This is a genomic window from uncultured Roseovarius sp., assembly GCF_963972555.1.
Lineage (GTDB): Bacteria > Pseudomonadota > Alphaproteobacteria > Rhodobacterales > Rhodobacteraceae > Roseovarius > Roseovarius mucosus.
Map to the genome: position 1 here is coordinate 56,648 of NZ_CAXAUM010000007.1, position 15,220 is coordinate 71,867.

Below are 15,220 nucleotides of genomic sequence, written 5' to 3' on the forward strand. Positions count from 1 at the left end.
GATGGCCAAACGTGACTATTACGAAGTGCTCGGGCTGTCCAAGGGCGCCTCGGCAGACGACATAAAGAAGGCCTATCGCAAGAAGGCCAAGGAACTGCACCCAGACCGCAACGCCGACAATCCCGACTCTGAACGCCAGTTCAAAGAGGCAGGAGAGGCGTATGACGTGCTGAAAGACCCCGACAAGAAAGCCGCTTATGATCGTTTCGGTCATGCGGCCTTTGAGGGCGGCATGGGCGGGGGTGGTGCGCGTCCGGGTGGCTTTGGCGGAGGCGCCGGCCAAGGTGATTTCGCCTCTGCTTTCTCGGATGTGTTTGATGACCTGTTCGGCGATTTCATGGGTGGCGGGCGTGGCGGCGGACGTCAACGCGCGGCCCGTGGCGCAGACCTGCGCTATAACCTTCGCGTGACGCTGGAAGAGGCCTATGCCGGCCTGCAAAAGACGATCAAGGTGCCCTCTGCCGTGCCCTGCGATGCCTGCGAGGGCTCCGGGGCCGAAGGTGGCGCACAGCCCAGCACTTGCCCCACCTGTTCAGGCATGGGCAAGGTGCGTGCGCAACAGGGCTTCTTTACGGTCGAGCGGACTTGTCCCACCTGTGGCGGTCTGGGGCAGATCATCAAGAACCCTTGCAAAAGCTGTCAGGGTCAAGGCCGCGTGCAAAAGGATCGCGCGCTCTCGGTCAATATCCCGGCCGGGGTGGAAACCGGCACCCGTATCCGGCTTGCGGGTGAGGGCGAGGCAGGCATGCGCGGCGGTCCGTCAGGTGACCTTTATATCTTCATCGAAGTGGCCAAGCATGAGCTGTTCGAGCGCGATGAAACCAACCTCTTTTGCCGCGTCCCTGTGTCGATGACCAAGGCGGCCCTAGGGGGAGATATCGAAGTGCCCACCATCGACGGGGGACGCAGCCGGGTCAAGATCCCGCCGGGATCGCAATCAGGTCGGCAGATGCGCCTGCGCGGCAAGGGGATGCCCGCGCTGCGTGGCGGGGCCCCTGGCGATATGTTCATCGAGATGGCGGTGGAAACGCCGGTCAACCTTACCGCGCGGCAAACCGAACTCTTGCGCGAGTTCGAAGCTCTGAGCGAGGATAACAGCCCCGAGAGCAAGAGCTTTTTCTCATCGGTCCGAAGTTTCTGGGACTCGATGAAGAGCTAAACCAAGCCCGGCCAGACATGGCCGGGCTTTTTCATCCACCGCGCATTCGTTAACCTTTTGCTAAGGCTCTTGCAACAATGTGGGCGCATGAGCAAACGCCGCGCCTTCTCCGACATGCCCCTTCCCCTCTTTGCCAATGACGTGGCAGAGGGACAACGGAGTGCGACGCAGCCTTCCTACATTCGCGATCACCGCACCCGTCTACGCGCTCGCTTTCTTGACGGCGGTGCTGCGGCGATGCCGGATTACGAGTTACTGGAACTCGTGCTCTTTCGCGCCATTCCCCGACGCGATGTGAAACCGTTGGCGCATATGCTGCTGGCGCATTTCGGGGATTTCAATGGGGTCATCTCAGCCCCGATGGACCGGCTTATCGCGCTGCCCGGCGTGGGCGAGGCGGTGGCGAGCGAACTAAAGATCGTCGAAGCAGCAGCGCATCGTCTGGCCCGCGCCCGTGTGCTCAAACGTCAGGTCATTTCCTCTTGGGACGCTTTGCTCGACTATTGCCACACCACCATGGCCCATGCCGAGATCGAACAGTTCCGCGTGTTTTATCTGGACCGCAAGAATACTCTCATCGCGGATGAAGAACAGGCGCGCGGCACCGTGGATCATGTACCGGTCTATCCGCGTGAGGTGGTCAAACGCGCGCTTCACCTCAACGCCAGTGCGCTCATTCTGGTGCACAATCATCCCTCGGGCGATCCCACGCCCTCTGCCGCTGATATCGACATGACACGACAGGTGCAAACCGCCGCCGAGGCGCTTGGCCTGACGCTGCATGACCATATTGTCATTGGTAAATCCTCTGAGGTCAGCTTGCGTTCGGCGGGCTATCTCTGAGCCTCGTTAGCGAACCCAGACTTCGACGCGCCGGTTCACCTGCCGCCCCCAAGCGGTGTCGTCGCAAGCCATTGGCATCGCCTCGCCGAAGGCATCCAACTCCAACCCGATTCGCTCCAGATTGGCGGTCTCGGCGGCGCGCGTCACGGCACGCTGCACCGTCTCGGCCCGGCGCAGGGCAATGTCGCGATTGGTGCCCGCAGGACCATCCCCATCGGAAAAGCCAACAAAGACCAAGCGCCGCGCATCGTAATGGCCCAGTTCCATCGCCCGGGCCAGTTGCTCGGCATTCGAGCGAGATTGCGCGTCAAGCCGGATCGAGCCCGCTTCAAAGCGGAAGGTGGTGGTCAACCGCTTGAGCGGCCCCAGCACCCGCACCATGCGCTGCAATTCCTCCAGCCCCACCTCTGCACCAGCCTGCGCAATTGCATTGGCAAACCGGTCGCCTTGCGCGTTGATCTCGATCTCTTCAGGGGTCTGATCAACGAAGCCTGCGCGCCGGATCACCAACTGCGCCGATGGGTCCCGCAGATAGGTCATGAACTCTCGCCCCAGTTTCGGCAGCCGCCGTGCGGGCAAATAGATGAAGAGGGGCGCCGTCAGCGGATAATCCTCTGTCTTGACCGCGCGGCGCGTGGCGTTGAGGGCAAAGCCACAGTCCCCCGTGAGCGCCAATTCCCAAGTGTCGCCCTGCTCCGAGCGCGTGGTCAGACCAATTGCGAAGGGATCGCGCGCGACCGCTTCGGCAAATGCGGAGCCGTCAGGATGGCGCACTGCGTTCGCGACAACGTCCCGTCCATCGGGGCGCAGCACCTGATCGACGCTGGCCTGACCGATGCCAGTGGCCGCGTCCCAGAGATGCACGTCTATCGGCGCATCTGGTCCCCCCAAAGCGACCCAATTGGTAATCTCGCCCGACAGCACCTGCGCCAATTCCCGAAGACTGATGTCCTGAACCGGATTGCTTGGTGCGACCACGGGAATGAGTGCATCAAGCGCCAGCACCCGCACCTGCCCTGGTGCCATCAGGTTGCCCAATCCCGCCTCGCGCGCGCGCGTGATTTCATCCTGTCGCGCCTCGCGCAGGGTCAGGGCAATGTCGGCCTCGTTCGCAAGAAGATCGGCAAATCCCTCATCGGTATTGGTCAAACGAAAGACAAATTCACCGACCAGTGTACCGTCGCCCTGATGCAGTGTAAAAAGCAACTCTTGCGGGCTGATGTCATTGCGGGTCACATCATAACCGCCACGGATGCCAAACGCCTCAATCAACGCGGGCATCAACACCCGTCCAATCGTTGGTGCTCCGGAAAACACCAGCCGCGCCACGTAATGTTCCAGATCCGGACAGCCCGGCCCCTCGCAAGCAACGCCCGAACCATCGACCGTCAACTCGCCGTAAATCGTATCTACACGGTAAAACTCACCATCAAAGCCCAAAAGATTGCCGGAAATCTCGACCGCGCCATCGTGTGAGCGCAGTGTGACATCCTGTGCAAGGGCAACGCCCGGCTGGGCCAAAAACCAAAGTGCGGCGATTATCGCCGCACGCAGAATTGTCATAGCTTGCCCCCTGCAAGTCCGCGCTTCAATTGGACGCGATCTTCAGGTCATTGAACAGGTTTTTCAACACAAGAAAGTCTCCGATCCCGTCGCAATCGGGCATTGCCAGCACGATATCCTGCACTTCGAGCCCATTCGCGCCGGTAGCGATGGATTGCGCCTCGAAATCGCGGCTGCAATTGGCGTCTGTCACCTCTGCCTCGACCTGCAAGAGAACGGTGCCATCCCGAGATGCTGCCCCGGTGGGAAACGTATAGACCTCGGCACGCAGCGCCTGATCCATTTCCGGCTCGCCTAGGGATGTGAGGAAACCGCCCTCGCCCTTGAGTGCGCGCGTCATGTCTCGACCCGCACCGGCCCACACATGCCCGGACCCGCCAAAATCAGCGCCATATTCGAGCGCATGCACATGCAGCGCGGTGCCACCCCGCCATTGCACGACATAGCGGTCATAGAGCGCGAGCGTGTCCACGGTCGCGGTGGCAATGGCCCCCTGTCCATCCTCAAAGGCTGCGATGAACACCGCCGATTCGGTCAGAGCGGGCACGCTCAACGTGCTCTCGCCATTATTATCGGTGACGGCTGTGAACATCATGCCGTTGTGATGCAGCGTAAATCCGGTGTTGGGCTGGCAGGGCGCGCTGAGTGTCACCTCGACCATGGCAGCGGCCTGTGCGCGGGCCTGCATGACATAATCACAGGCGAAACTTGGTGCGACCTCTTCCTTGGGTAACGTGTTGGTCCGCTGGGCCTCCTCTGCCACAGCAAGCGTCACAGGGGCTGCTGGCAGAGCCACAGGCTCTGGCGCGGTCATCGGGGGCACCGCCTCCGCCGAGGTCAGCTCGATCTGTGTGATCTCGACTGGTGCCTCAACAGTCTGGGCGGGGACCAGTTCGGCGCTCTGCGCGGGGCTCTGTGCCCCTGCCTGCATGAAATAGCCTATACCCAATGCACAGGCGAGCGTGCCGCCTGCGGTGATGTAACGTCTGGCCTTGGACATACCACTCTCCCTGACACATCAATTGTCACGGGGAAGCTACATTTCAAAAATGGCCCCCATATGGCGGGGAATGGGTGTCAATCGGGCAGTCGGCGCTAGGCCAGCCGCCCGTGGCAATGCTTGAACTTCTTGCCAGATCCACAAGGACACGGATCGTTGCGGCCCGGATTGCCCCATGTTGCGGGATCATTCTCATCAAAGCCGGGGGACGCGCTCTCATTGACTTCAGCCGGTTCGCCGGTGTCCGCCGCCGCCATCATCGCTGCGCGCTGTGCCGCCATTTCTTGCATGAGCTGCTGTTGTTCGGCCTCGCTCATGGGACGGATCTGCGCCAGTTTCTGCGTGACATCCATACGCAGGCTGTCGAGCATGTTCTCGAAGAGCTGGAACGCCTCGTTCTTGTATTCGTTCAGCGGGTCGCGCTGTGCATAGCCACGAAAGCCCACGACGCTGCGTAGATGCTCGAGCGTCAGCAGATGTTCGCGCCATTTGCCGTCAATCGTCTGCAACAGAACCTGCTTCTCGATCATCCGCATCGTGTCGGGACCGAATTGCGCCGCCTTGGCCGCCATCATCTCGTCGGCAGCCTTGTCCAGCCGGGCGACGAGATCTTCGTCGTCCACGCCTTCTTCTGCGGCCCAGTCGATCACTGGCAGGTCCATATTTAGTTTTTCGATCACGGCCGCATAGAGCCCTTGGGTATCCCATTGATCGGCATAAGTCTTGGGCGGCATGTATTGATCGACGAGATCGTCGATCACTTCGCCGCGCATGTCCTTGACGATCTCGCTCAGATCCTCGGCGCGCATGATGTCGAGTCGCTGTTTGAAGATCACCTTGCGCTGCTCGTTCATAACGTCGTCGAATTTCAGCAATTGCTTGCGGATGTCAAAATTGCGCCCTTCGACCTTGGCCTGTGCGCGTTCCAGCGACTTGTTGACCCAAGGGTGAATGATCGCCTCGCCCTCTTTCATCCCGAGTGTCGCCAGCACCTTTTCCAGCCGCTCAGAGCCAAAGATGCGCATCAGATCGTCTTCAAGGCTGAGGAAGAAGGCCGATTTTCCCGGATCGCCCTGACGGCCAGAGCGGCCCCGTAGCTGATTGTCGATCCGGCGGCTTTCGTGCCGCTCGGTGGCAAGGACAAAGAGGCCACCCGCGGCTTTGACCGCCTCTTCGTCGGCGGCATGTTCGGATTCGATCCGCTTGCGGATGTCTTCCGGGTCAGCGTCGGGGGCGGCGGCGATGGCCTCCATGATCTTGAATTCGACGTTGCCACCCAGCTTGATGTCGGTGCCGCGTCCGGCCATGTTTGTGGCAATCGTGACCGCCCCCAGCTTGCCCGCATCGGCAACGATCTGGGCCTCTTTCTCGTGCTGGCGCGCATTGAGCACGTTGTGCGCGATCCCGGCATCGGTCAGCAACTTGCTGAGCATCTCGGATTTCTCGATGGACGTGGTACCCACCAGCGTCGGTTGGCCCTTTTCATTGGCGCTGCGAATGGCAGCGACGATAGCATCGAACTTCTCGCGGGCGGTGCGATAAACGGCGTCATCTTTGTCGATCCGTGCGATGGGCCGGTTGGTCGGAACTTCGACCACGCCCAGACCGTAGATTTCGCCAAATTCCTCAGCTTCGGTCAAGGCGGTACCTGTCATGCCCGACAGCCTGTCATATAGGCGGAAGTAATTCTGAAAGGTGACAGAGGCGAGGGTCACGTTCTCAGGTTGGATGGTGCAGCCTTCCTTGGCCTCGATTGCCTGATGCAGCCCGTCCGACAGGCGCCGCCCGGCCATCATCCGGCCCGTGAACTCGTCGATCAGCACCACGTCGCCGCCGCGGACAATGTAATCCTTGTCCTTGGTAAACAGCTTGTGCGCGCGCAGACCCTGATTGACGTGATGCACGATGGTCGTGCTTTCGGGATCATAGAGCGATTGTCCTTCGGGCAGAATTCCCCGCGCAACGAGCAGGTTCTCGAGATACTCGTTCCCCTCTTCCGTGAAGGTGACGTTGCGGGTCTTTTCATCCAGCTTGTAGTGATCGTCCTGCAATTCGGGGATCAAGGCGTTGATCGTCTGATAGAGGCTGCTGCGATCCTGGCTGGGCCCGGAAATAATCAAGGGCGTGCGCGCCTCGTCGATCAGGATACTGTCCACCTCGTCGACCACGGCAAAGTTATGCCCGCGCTGGTTCATATCCTCGAGTGAAGATTTCATGTTGTCGCGCAGATAGTCAAAGCCGAGTTCGTTATTGGTGGCATAGGTCACGTCGGCGGCATAAGCCGCCTTTTTCTCGGACTCGGGTTGTTGGGGATAGACCACGCCTGTGGTCATGCCAAGCGCGCCAAACACCTTGCCCATCCATTCGGCATCACGCTTGGCGAGGTAGTCGTTGACGGTGACGATATGAACGCCTTTGCCCGAGAGGGCATTGAGGTAGGCGGGGAAGGTTGCGACCAGCGTCTTGCCTTCGCCGGTCTTCATCTCGGCAATATTGCCCTGATGCAGGAAAATTCCACCTATGAGCTGCACATCAAAGGCTCGGAGGCCCAAGGCCCGACGGGCCCCCTCACGGCAATTGGCAAAGGCTTCGGGCAGGAGGGTATCGAGGCTCTCGCCTCCGGCGATCCGAGCTCTGAACTCATTGGTCTTGTCTATCAGCGCTTGATCGCTCAGGCCTTGATATTCGGGTTCCAGCGCGTTGATCTTTGCGATCAGCGGGCGTGTCGCCTTGATCTTGCGGTCATTCGGGGTGCCGAAGATCTTTTTGGCGACCGTTCCAATACCCAACATGTTTTATCCGTTCCGGTGTTTTGCCTATCCGTGGCAGGCAACCGCTTGCCCCTCTTGTCGCGTCACCCTAAAACGGGGCGCAAGACGGCGGTTCTGCCTTGGTCTCAAGGCGATGTAAGGGCCAGCCGGTTGAGTGTCAACGCTGCGCACCCGCGCACCCCCGCTCTGCGGGCTCCACCAAAGGATGATTTCATGTTTCGCCCCCTGCTTTCGACCGCAGCCTTCGTGACCGGGCTTGCCCTTGGCACGCAAGCCTTCGCGCAGGACACCCCGAGTGCAGATACGGTAATGGCCACCGTAGGCGGCACCGACATCACTCTTGGGCATATGCTGGCGGTGCGCGCGGCATTGCCCGCGCAATATGATCAGGTGCCCCCCGAGGTGCTCTTCAAGGGCGTTCTCGATCAACTGATCCAACAGGAATTGCTGAGCCAGGCGCATGAGGGCGAGATGTCGCGCGCCGCCGCGCTGCAACTCGAGAACGAGCGTCGCGCCGTTCTGGCCGCTGACGTGGCCGAGGATGTGGTCAACGCCGACATGACAGAAGAGCGTCTGCAGGCGGCCTATGAGGCACAATATGCCGGAGCCGAGGAAGAGACCGAATACAAGGCAGCTCATATTCTGGTCGAGACCGAGGAAGCGGCGCAAGAGTTGGTTTCCGAGTTGGAAGGAGGGGCGAATTTTGCTGAGCTTGCAAAAGAGCGTTCCATCGGCCCCTCTGGCCCGTCGGGCGGCGATCTGGGATGGTTTGGGGACGGTGTGATGGTGCCCGAGTTTTTTGCTGCTGTTGCAGCGCTTGAGGTGGGCGCCGTTTCGGCCCCGGTGCAAACGCAGTTTGGCTGGCATGTGATCAAGCTCAACGAGACCCGCGTCAAGGAGCGTCCCACCCTTGATGCCGTGCGCGATGAGTTGACCAACACCCTGCGCCAAGAGGCCTTTGACGCCTATATCGCCGCGCGCGAGGCCGCTACCGACGTGACCCGCACCGATACGAGCGCGATGGACCCAGCTGTCATCAACCAAACCAACCTCTTGGAGAACTGAGCCATGGGTGCCAAGCCGCCGCTCTCCCCGCTTGCACCGGCGGGTTTCCCAGAACTGCCTGTGATCGGTGGCGTTAGCTTTGCCACGGCAGAGGCTGGTGTACGCTACAAGAACCGCACCGATGTGCTCTTGGTCAGCCTGGCGCCTGGAACTGCGATTGCCGGGGCCTTCACCCGCTCTGCCACGCGTTCCGCGGCGGTGCTGGATTGTCAGGACAAGATCGGCTGCGATTCGGCCTCTGGTGCCGCGATCGTGGTCAACTCGGGCAATGCCAATGCCTTTACCGGCCGACGCGGCGCCGAGTCGGTGCAGGCCATCACCGAGGCGGCGGCCAAGACGCTGGACATCCCCGCGAGCCGCGTCTTTTCCTCTTCGACGGGCGTGATCGGCGAGCCGCTGCCGCATGAGCGTATCATCGACAAGCTCGATGATCTGGTCGCAGCCCTGTCGCCCCACGCGATAGAGACCGCAGCCCGCGCTATCATGACCACCGACACCTTTCCTAAAGGCGCCTCCGAGGTGGTGACGATCGACGGGCAGGCCGTGCATATCGCGGGCATCGCGAAAGGATCGGGCATGATCGCGCCTGATATGGCGACCATGCTGGTCTACATCTTTACCGATGCCGCGATAGATCAAGAGATCCTTCAGGACATGGTCAGCGCGCTTAATCGCACGACCTTTAACTGCATCACCGTGGATAGCGACACCTCGACCTCTGACACGCTGCTCGTTGCGGCGACGGGTGCCTCTGGCATTCGCGTGACCGAAAACAGCATGGGGTTCATGGAGGGGCTACGCCGCGTCATGCTGGATCTGGCGCATCAGGTGGTACGCGATGGAGAGGGCGCGACGAAATTCGTCGAAATCTCCGTTACCGGAGCCGCCTCCGACTCAGAGGCGCATGTTCACGCCAAGGCCATCGCCAATTCGCCGTTGATCAAGACCGCCATCGCGGGTGAAGACCCCAATTGGGGGCGCGTCGTAATGGCGATCGGCAAATCCGGTGCGCGGGCGGACCGCGATCTGCTCGCAATCTGGTTTGGCGACATGCAGGTGGCCAAGGACGGTTTTGTCAGCCCAAGCTATGACGAGGCCACCGCCGCCGCCTACATGAAGCGCCAGGAGATTGTCATTCACGTCGATCTCGGTCTTGGCGGTGGCACCGCTCGCGTCTGGACCTGCGATCTGACGCATGGCTATATCGACATCAACGCGGATTACCGGTCGTGAAAACCGTTCTGGTTTCGGCGGTCGCCCTGATTGATGTGGACGGTCGTATTCTCTTGACCCAGAGGCCGGAGGGCAAATCCATGGCCGGTCTCTGGGAGTTTCCCGGCGGCAAGGTCGAGCCGGGCGAGACGCCGGAAGTGGCGCTGATTCGGGAATTACACGAGGAGCTGGGAATCAGTACCTGGGCCAGTTGCTTGGCCCCTCTTACTTTTGCTAGTCACTCCTACCCTGATTTCCATCTGCTGATGCCCCTCTTTGCCTGTCGCAAATGGGAGGGGATCGTGCAGGGGCGCGAGGGGCAAGCGCTGAAGTGGGTGCGCGCGGCGGACCTTCGATCATATCCGATGCCGCCAGCAGATATTCCGCTTATACCCATCTTGCGCGACTGGCTCTGACGCGCAAACTAGGGTTTCGGCCTCCTTAAATTCAAAACTGTCAATCGTTTTGCACCTGCCGCTCTGGAGGTTTTTGGTGGCTGCAAAAAAATTCGACACTATGCGAATAGTTAGTATCTTTTTTACCAATTATGGAAATACTCATACAACTTTAACAGTCTTGTTACATTCGGGGGGAATGACATGCTGCGAACTGTTCAGTTGGGATCTTGTGTTTCCATACAGGGAATATTCGTTCGGCTTCTCAGCAATGGCTTGATGCAGGTCAGGGTTGGCAGCCGGCTTTACTCTGGTCGCCCGGTGGAACAGCGCACCGCCTGATACCGTATCGTCTGCCTTAACGAACTTTGATATGAAAAAGGGGCCGCCCTCTGGGGCCGCCCCTTTGTTTTGTCTGGCCCTATTGATCAGGCCAGCGTGCGCACGACTTCTTCGCGCTCAAAAATCTCGATCACATCGTTGGGACGGATGTCATCATAATTCTCGAAGGCCATACCGCATTCCTGGCCGGACTGGACCTCGTTGACATCATCCTTGAACCGTTTGAGCGTCTTGAGCGTGCCCTCATGGACCACCACGTCATCGCGCAAGAGACGGACACCCGAAGATTTCCGTGCGACGCCCTCTGTCACCAGACAGCCCGCCACACGACCAATGCCGGTGACCTTGAACACTTCCTTGATCTTGGCATAGCCGATGAACTTCTCACGGATTTCATTGCCCAAGAGACCGCTTGCCGCCGCTTTCACATCGTCGACCAGATCGTAGATCACCGAATAATACCGGATCTCCACACCTTTCTGGTTGGCGGTGTTGCGTGCGGGCGCATTTGCGCGGACGTTAAAGCCAAACACCGGCGCGCCCGATGCTTCGGCCAGACCGATGTCAGACTCGGTGATGGCGCCGACACCCGAATGAAGGACGCGCACGCGCACTTCTTCGTTGCCGATCTTTTCCATCGCCTGAACGATAGCCTCGGCAGAGCCCTGCACATCCGCCTTGACGACAATGGGCAGTTCCTTGACGTTCTCGTCTTCCTTGGCCTTGGCCAAAAGCTGTTCGAGAGTGGTGCCTGCACCAACGGCAGCACGCTTTTCCTTGGAGGCATTGGCGCGGTATTCGGCAATCTCGCGGGCCTGCGCTTCGGTTTCGACGACGTTCAGCACGTCACCGGCCTCGGGTGTGCCGTTGAGGCCCAGAACCTCGACCGGCACCGAGGGGCCGGCCTCTTTGATGCGCTCGCCGCGATCATTGATCAACGCACGAACGCGACCATACTGCTCGCCCACGACAAAGATGTCGCCCTGACGCAGCGTGCCCTTCTTGACGAGCACAGTCGCAACCGGGCCGCGACCCACGTCAAGCTGGGCCTCGATCACGGCACCTTCGGCGGCACGGTTCGGATTGGCCTTGAGTTCGAGAATCTCAGCCTGAAGCGCGATCGCCTCAAGCAACTCGTCCAGACCTTGCCCGGTGACGGCCGACACTTCAACATCCTGTACATCGCCGGACATCTGTTCGACGATCACCTCGTGTTGCAAGAGATCGGTGCGCACCTTTTGCGGGTTGGCCTCGTACTTGTCGATCTTGTTGATCGCCACAATCATCGGGACCTTGGCCGCCTTGGCGTGGTTGATTGCCTCGATGGTCTGCGGCATGACCGCGTCATCGGCGGCCACCACCAGCACAACGATATCCGTCACCTGTGCACCACGCGCACGCATGCTGGTAAAGGCCGCGTGACCCGGCGTGTCGAGGAAGGTCAGCAAGGCACCGCTGTCGGTCGTGACCTGATAGGCCCCGATGTGCTGCGTAATACCCCCGGCTTCGCCTGCCACAACCTTGGCATCGCGGATCGCATCCAAAAGAGAGGTCTTGCCGTGGTCGACATGGCCCATGATGGTGATAACTGGCGGGCGCTGCGTGAGGTCCTCGGGCCTGTCATCGACCTGATCAATCACATCTTCGACATCCGAGTCGCTTACGCGGACCACGCGGTGCCCGAACTCCTCGATGATGAGTTCGGCTGTATCGGCATCAATTGACTGGTTCTGCGTTACCATCATACCATTTTGCATCAGCGCCTTGACCACATCGCCGACGCGTTCGGCCATACGGTTCGCCAATTCCGATACGACAATAGTCTCTGGCAGTTGCACATCACGCACGATCTTTTCGCGCTCTTGCAAACCACCCATAGCCTTTTGACGGGCGCGTTCCTGCTTGCGCTTCATCGCAGCCATGGATTTCGGGCGACCGCCCTCGCCCCCAGCCAGAGCTTGGTTCAGCGTGAGCTTGCCGCCGCGACGGGCATCTTCGCCCCCACGCGCCTTGCCCCGGCGGGTTTGCTGTTCGTCTTCTTCGCGCTTGCGTGCAACCGGTGCCACCTTGGAGGCGGGCGCACGTGATGCGGGAGCCGCCACAGGAGCCGCGTCCGGCTCCGCCGCCGAGGCCGCAGCCTTGAGCGCGGCCTGTTCGGTCGCGCGCTTCTGGCGGGCCTCTTCTTCTTCCCTGGCGCGGGCCTTTTCCTCGGCTTCGCGCTGTTCGCGCTCTTTGGCCTCGGCTTCTTCGCGACGGCGATTTCGCTCTTCCTCGCGCGCCTTTTCATCCGCCTCGCGTTGGGCTGCATCATCAGCTTCGCGCGCTCTGGCTGCGGCGAGCGCCTTCATCCGGCGCTCCAGCTCTGCATCAGAGATCCCTGCTGGACGCTTGGACGCACTGGTAATACCCGAAGACGTTGCGGAACCCGCAGCGCCGGTCGCGGCCGCAGGTTTGGGCACGACGACGCGCTTGCGCTTGGTTTCCACCACGACGTTCTTGGTTCTGCCATGGCTAAAGCTCTGCTTCACGTTCCCCGGCCGGGAACCTGCGCCACGCACCCCCAAAGGTTTCTTTCCGTCGTTGTCGCTCATAGTCTTCTACTTTCCTTTCCGGCGCGCTGTCTCGCCGTCCGAGACGCGCAGACCTTTCAGTCTTGCCGCCTCCTCTACAACACGTTGCAACAAACCTCCAGCACCCAGTGCCGCGTGGATTGTGGTTTGTCGACCAAAGGCCTGGCCCAGCTCGTCCGCCGTAAGCCAGCCAATGAAAGAGCCGCCATAAGGCGTGCTCAGCTTGGATTTTCCGCGCTCAGAGCCATCGCTGGCCTGAATGAGAACACGCGCATCCTCGCGCATGAGCATGTCCTTGACCTTTTCATAGCCCGACACCGCGCGCCCACCCTTGCGGGCGAGGCTGATGAGGTCGATCACCCGACGCACCAGAAGCGCCTCGACCTGTTCCACGAGCCCCTCGGGTACCTGCACGGGCTGCTTGGCCGCGCGCGCAAACAGCCCCTTGTTTGCAGCCTTTTCAAGGGCGGCGCGATCCGCCGCGACCCAAATACCGCGCCCCGGCAGCTTTTCCGCGAGGTCCGGGGCAATCTGTCCTTCGGGACCGATCACAAAGCGGATGAGCCCATGCTTGGGCTGCACCTCACCCGTGGCGATGCATTTACGCTCAGGACCGTCGCTCCGGTCTTTGGGTTCACCACCGCGCCCCATGATTTGCTCCAAGGCCTGAGCGATCAGGCCTCAGCCTCCTCGTCATCATCGCCTTCGATATCGGCCTCGTCGGAATCGGCTTCAAGTTCGGTCGGATCGACCCAGCCCAGCATCACGCGGGCAGTCATCACCATATTCTGCGCTTCCTCGAGCGAGACGTCAAATTTCTCCAGAATACCCTCGTCCTTGACGCGCTCGCCCTTGACCGTGGTCCAGCCACCGGCCAGTTCCCAATCGGCGCAAGTGGCGAAATCCTCGAGCGATTTCACATCGTCCTCGGCCAATGCCAGCACCATCTGCGGCGTCAGCCCCTCAAAGGCGATCAGACTGTCCTCGACACCCAATTCGCGGGCCTTGTCCAAGGCGGCCTTGGCTTGCGCCTCGATCACATCGCGGGCGCGCGCCTGAAGTTCAGAGGCCGTGTCTTCATCAACCCCGTCGATCACGAGCAATTCGTCAAGATCGACATAGGCCACCTCTTCGAGGTTGGTGAACCCTTCTGAGACCAGAAGTTGCGCAAAGAATTCATCCAGGTCCAGCGCATCGACAAAGAGCTTGGTGCGCTCTTCGAATTCTTTTTGACGACGCTCGCTATCCTCGGCTTCGGTCATGATATCGATATCCAGTCCGGTCAACTGGCTAGCCAGACGCACGTTCTGGCCACGACGACCAATCGCAAGGCTCAACTGCTCTTCCGGCACCACAACCTCGATGCGCTGCGCGTCCTCGTCGATCACCACCTTGCTGACTTCGGCGGGTTGGAGCGCGTTCACGAGGAAAGTCGCCTGATCCTCGTTCCACGGGATGATGTCGATCTTCTCACCCTGCAATTCGTTGACCACCGCCTGAACCCGGCTACCGCGCATCCCGACACAGGCGCCGACGGGATCAATCGAATTGTCATAGCTGATCACGGCAATCTTGGCCCGGCTGCCCGGATCGCGTGCCACGGCCTTGATCTCGATGATGCCGTCATAGATTTCCGGCACTTCCATCTTGAAGAGTTCGGCCATGAACTGCGGATCGGTGCGGCTTAGGAAGATCTGCGGTCCGCGCTGCTCGCGGCGCACGTCCTTGATGTAGCAGCGCACGCGGTCGTTGGGACGATACGCCTCGCGCCCGATCTTTTCGTTGCGACGCAGGATCGCTTCGCCCCGGCCCACATCGACGATGACGTTGCCGTATTCCTCGCGCTTCACTACGCCGTTGATGATCGTGCCCACGCGGTCTTTGAATTCCTCGAACTGACGATCCCGCTCGGCTTCGCGCACCTTTTGCAGGATGACCTGCTTGGCGCTCTGTGCGGCGATGCGGCCCATCTCGACGGGCGGCACTTCTTCAACATAGGTGTCGCCGACCTTGGGGTCGTCCAGATATTGCTTGGCCTGCGCGACCGTCATCTCGGCCTGATAGTTTTCCACCGCGTCATCCTCGACCACGGTGCGGACGCGGGTGAATTTGGCACGACCCGTCTTGCGGTCGATCTCCACCCGGATGTCCATCTCGCTGCCATAACGGCTCTTGGCGGCCCGAGCGAGGCTCTCTTCCATCGCTTCGACCACCAATGCCGGGTCGATCATCTTTTCGCGCGCGACCGCTTCTGCGGTCTGCAACAGCTCCAGCTGGTTGGCGGATGTGATTGCCATGGT

General features: G+C 60.5%; 11 protein-coding genes. 5 read left to right on the forward strand and 6 right to left on the reverse strand.

What is annotated here, in order from left to right; translation table 11 throughout:
* The first annotated feature begins 1 nt into the window (after nucleotide 1).
* Together dnaJ and radC are read left to right on the forward strand one after the other, a co-directional pair.
* Nucleotides 2–1,159, forward strand: coding sequence for a molecular chaperone DnaJ (dnaJ, locus tag AACZ65_RS08850; RefSeq protein WP_339669993.1), 1,158 nt, complete (start codon nucleotides 2–4; stop codon nucleotides 1,157–1,159).
* A gap of 87 nt (nucleotides 1,160–1,246) precedes the next feature.
* Complete coding sequence (gene radC, locus AACZ65_RS08855; RefSeq protein WP_339669995.1) at nucleotides 1,247–2,002, forward strand: DNA repair protein RadC; 756 nt, start codon at nucleotides 1,247–1,249, stop codon at nucleotides 2,000–2,002.
* Between the two features lie 6 nt (nucleotides 2,003–2,008).
* Here radC and AACZ65_RS08860 read toward each other — a convergent pair whose 3' ends face one another.
* The 3 genes from AACZ65_RS08860 to secA all read right to left on the reverse strand — a co-directional run bounded on the left by AACZ65_RS08860 (nucleotide 2,009) and on the right by secA (nucleotide 7,357).
* Nucleotides 2,009–3,565 (reverse strand): phosphate ABC transporter substrate-binding/OmpA family protein, encoded by a 1,557-nt coding sequence (locus tag AACZ65_RS08860; protein ID WP_339669997.1) that lies wholly within the window; start codon nucleotides 3,563–3,565, stop codon nucleotides 2,009–2,011.
* Between the two features lie 25 nt (nucleotides 3,566–3,590).
* Entirely contained in the window at nucleotides 3,591–4,565 is a 975-nt protein-coding gene (locus AACZ65_RS08865; RefSeq protein WP_339669999.1) for a hypothetical protein, read from the reverse strand.
* 95 nt (nucleotides 4,566–4,660) lie between these two features.
* Complete coding sequence (secA, locus tag AACZ65_RS08870; RefSeq protein ID WP_339670001.1) at nucleotides 4,661–7,357, reverse strand: preprotein translocase subunit SecA; 2,697 nt, start codon at nucleotides 7,355–7,357, stop codon at nucleotides 4,661–4,663.
* Nucleotides 7,358–7,549: 192 nt separating this feature from the next.
* On the opposite strand from secA, the gene AACZ65_RS08875 reads away from it, so the two are divergent.
* The 3 genes from AACZ65_RS08875 to mutT are packed head-to-tail and all read left to right on the forward strand — an operon-like array spanning nucleotide 7,550 to nucleotide 10,029.
* Entirely contained in the window at nucleotides 7,550–8,401 is an 852-nt protein-coding gene (locus AACZ65_RS08875) for a peptidylprolyl isomerase (RefSeq protein ID WP_339670003.1), read from the forward strand.
* Nucleotides 8,402–8,404: 3 nt separating this feature from the next.
* A complete protein-coding gene (argJ, locus tag AACZ65_RS08880; protein WP_339670005.1) occupies nucleotides 8,405–9,634 on the forward strand; it encodes a bifunctional glutamate N-acetyltransferase/amino-acid acetyltransferase ArgJ in 1,230 nt (409 codons plus the stop codon).
* Nucleotides 9,631–10,029: an 8-oxo-dGTP diphosphatase MutT gene (mutT, locus tag AACZ65_RS08885; protein WP_339670007.1), complete on the forward strand. Its 399-nt coding sequence runs from the start codon at nucleotides 9,631–9,633 to the stop codon at nucleotides 10,027–10,029. Before argJ ends, mutT begins: the two co-directional genes overlap by 4 nt.
* A gap of 407 nt (nucleotides 10,030–10,436) precedes the next feature.
* On the opposite strand, the gene infB is transcribed toward mutT, so the two are convergent.
* From infB to nusA, 3 genes are read right to left on the reverse strand one after another with little or no spacing between them, the layout of a single operon-like run.
* Entirely contained in the window at nucleotides 10,437–12,941 is a 2,505-nt protein-coding gene (infB, locus tag AACZ65_RS08890) for a translation initiation factor IF-2 (protein ID WP_037276530.1), read from the reverse strand.
* Between the two features lie 6 nt (nucleotides 12,942–12,947).
* On the reverse strand, nucleotides 12,948–13,571 hold the full coding sequence (locus AACZ65_RS08895; protein WP_339670010.1) for an RNA-binding protein: 624 nt from the start codon (nucleotides 13,569–13,571) through the stop codon (nucleotides 12,948–12,950).
* Between the two features lie 23 nt (nucleotides 13,572–13,594).
* Entirely contained in the window at nucleotides 13,595–15,217 is a 1,623-nt protein-coding gene (gene nusA / locus AACZ65_RS08900; protein WP_339670012.1) for a transcription termination factor NusA, read from the reverse strand.
* Nucleotides 15,218–15,220 lie beyond the last annotated feature (3 nt).

Coding starts and splice junctions, on each gene's coding strand:
- radC (WP_339669995.1), top strand. CDS start 1,247: ATGAGCAAACGCCGCGCCTTCTCCGACATGCCCCTTCCCCTCTTTGCC.
- AACZ65_RS08860 (WP_339669997.1), bottom strand. CDS start 3,565: ATGACAATTCTGCGTGCGGCGATAATCGCCGCACTTTGGTTTTTGGCC.
- argJ (WP_339670005.1), top strand. CDS start 8,405: ATGGGTGCCAAGCCGCCGCTCTCCCCGCTTGCACCGGCGGGTTTCCCA.
- secA (WP_339670001.1), bottom strand. CDS start 7,357: ATGTTGGGTATTGGAACGGTCGCCAAAAAGATCTTCGGCACCCCGAAT.
- AACZ65_RS08895 (WP_339670010.1), bottom strand. CDS start 13,571: ATGGGGCGCGGTGGTGAACCCAAAGACCGGAGCGACGGTCCTGAGCGT.
- dnaJ (WP_339669993.1), top strand. CDS start 2: ATGGCCAAACGTGACTATTACGAAGTGCTCGGGCTGTCCAAGGGCGCC.
- AACZ65_RS08875 (WP_339670003.1), top strand. CDS start 7,550: ATGTTTCGCCCCCTGCTTTCGACCGCAGCCTTCGTGACCGGGCTTGCC.
- AACZ65_RS08865 (WP_339669999.1), bottom strand. CDS start 4,565: ATGTCCAAGGCCAGACGTTACATCACCGCAGGCGGCACGCTCGCCTGT.
- nusA (WP_339670012.1), bottom strand. CDS start 15,217: ATGGCAATCACATCCGCCAACCAGCTGGAGCTGTTGCAGACCGCAGAA.
- infB (WP_037276530.1), bottom strand. CDS start 12,941: ATGAGCGACAACGACGGAAAGAAACCTTTGGGGGTGCGTGGCGCAGGT.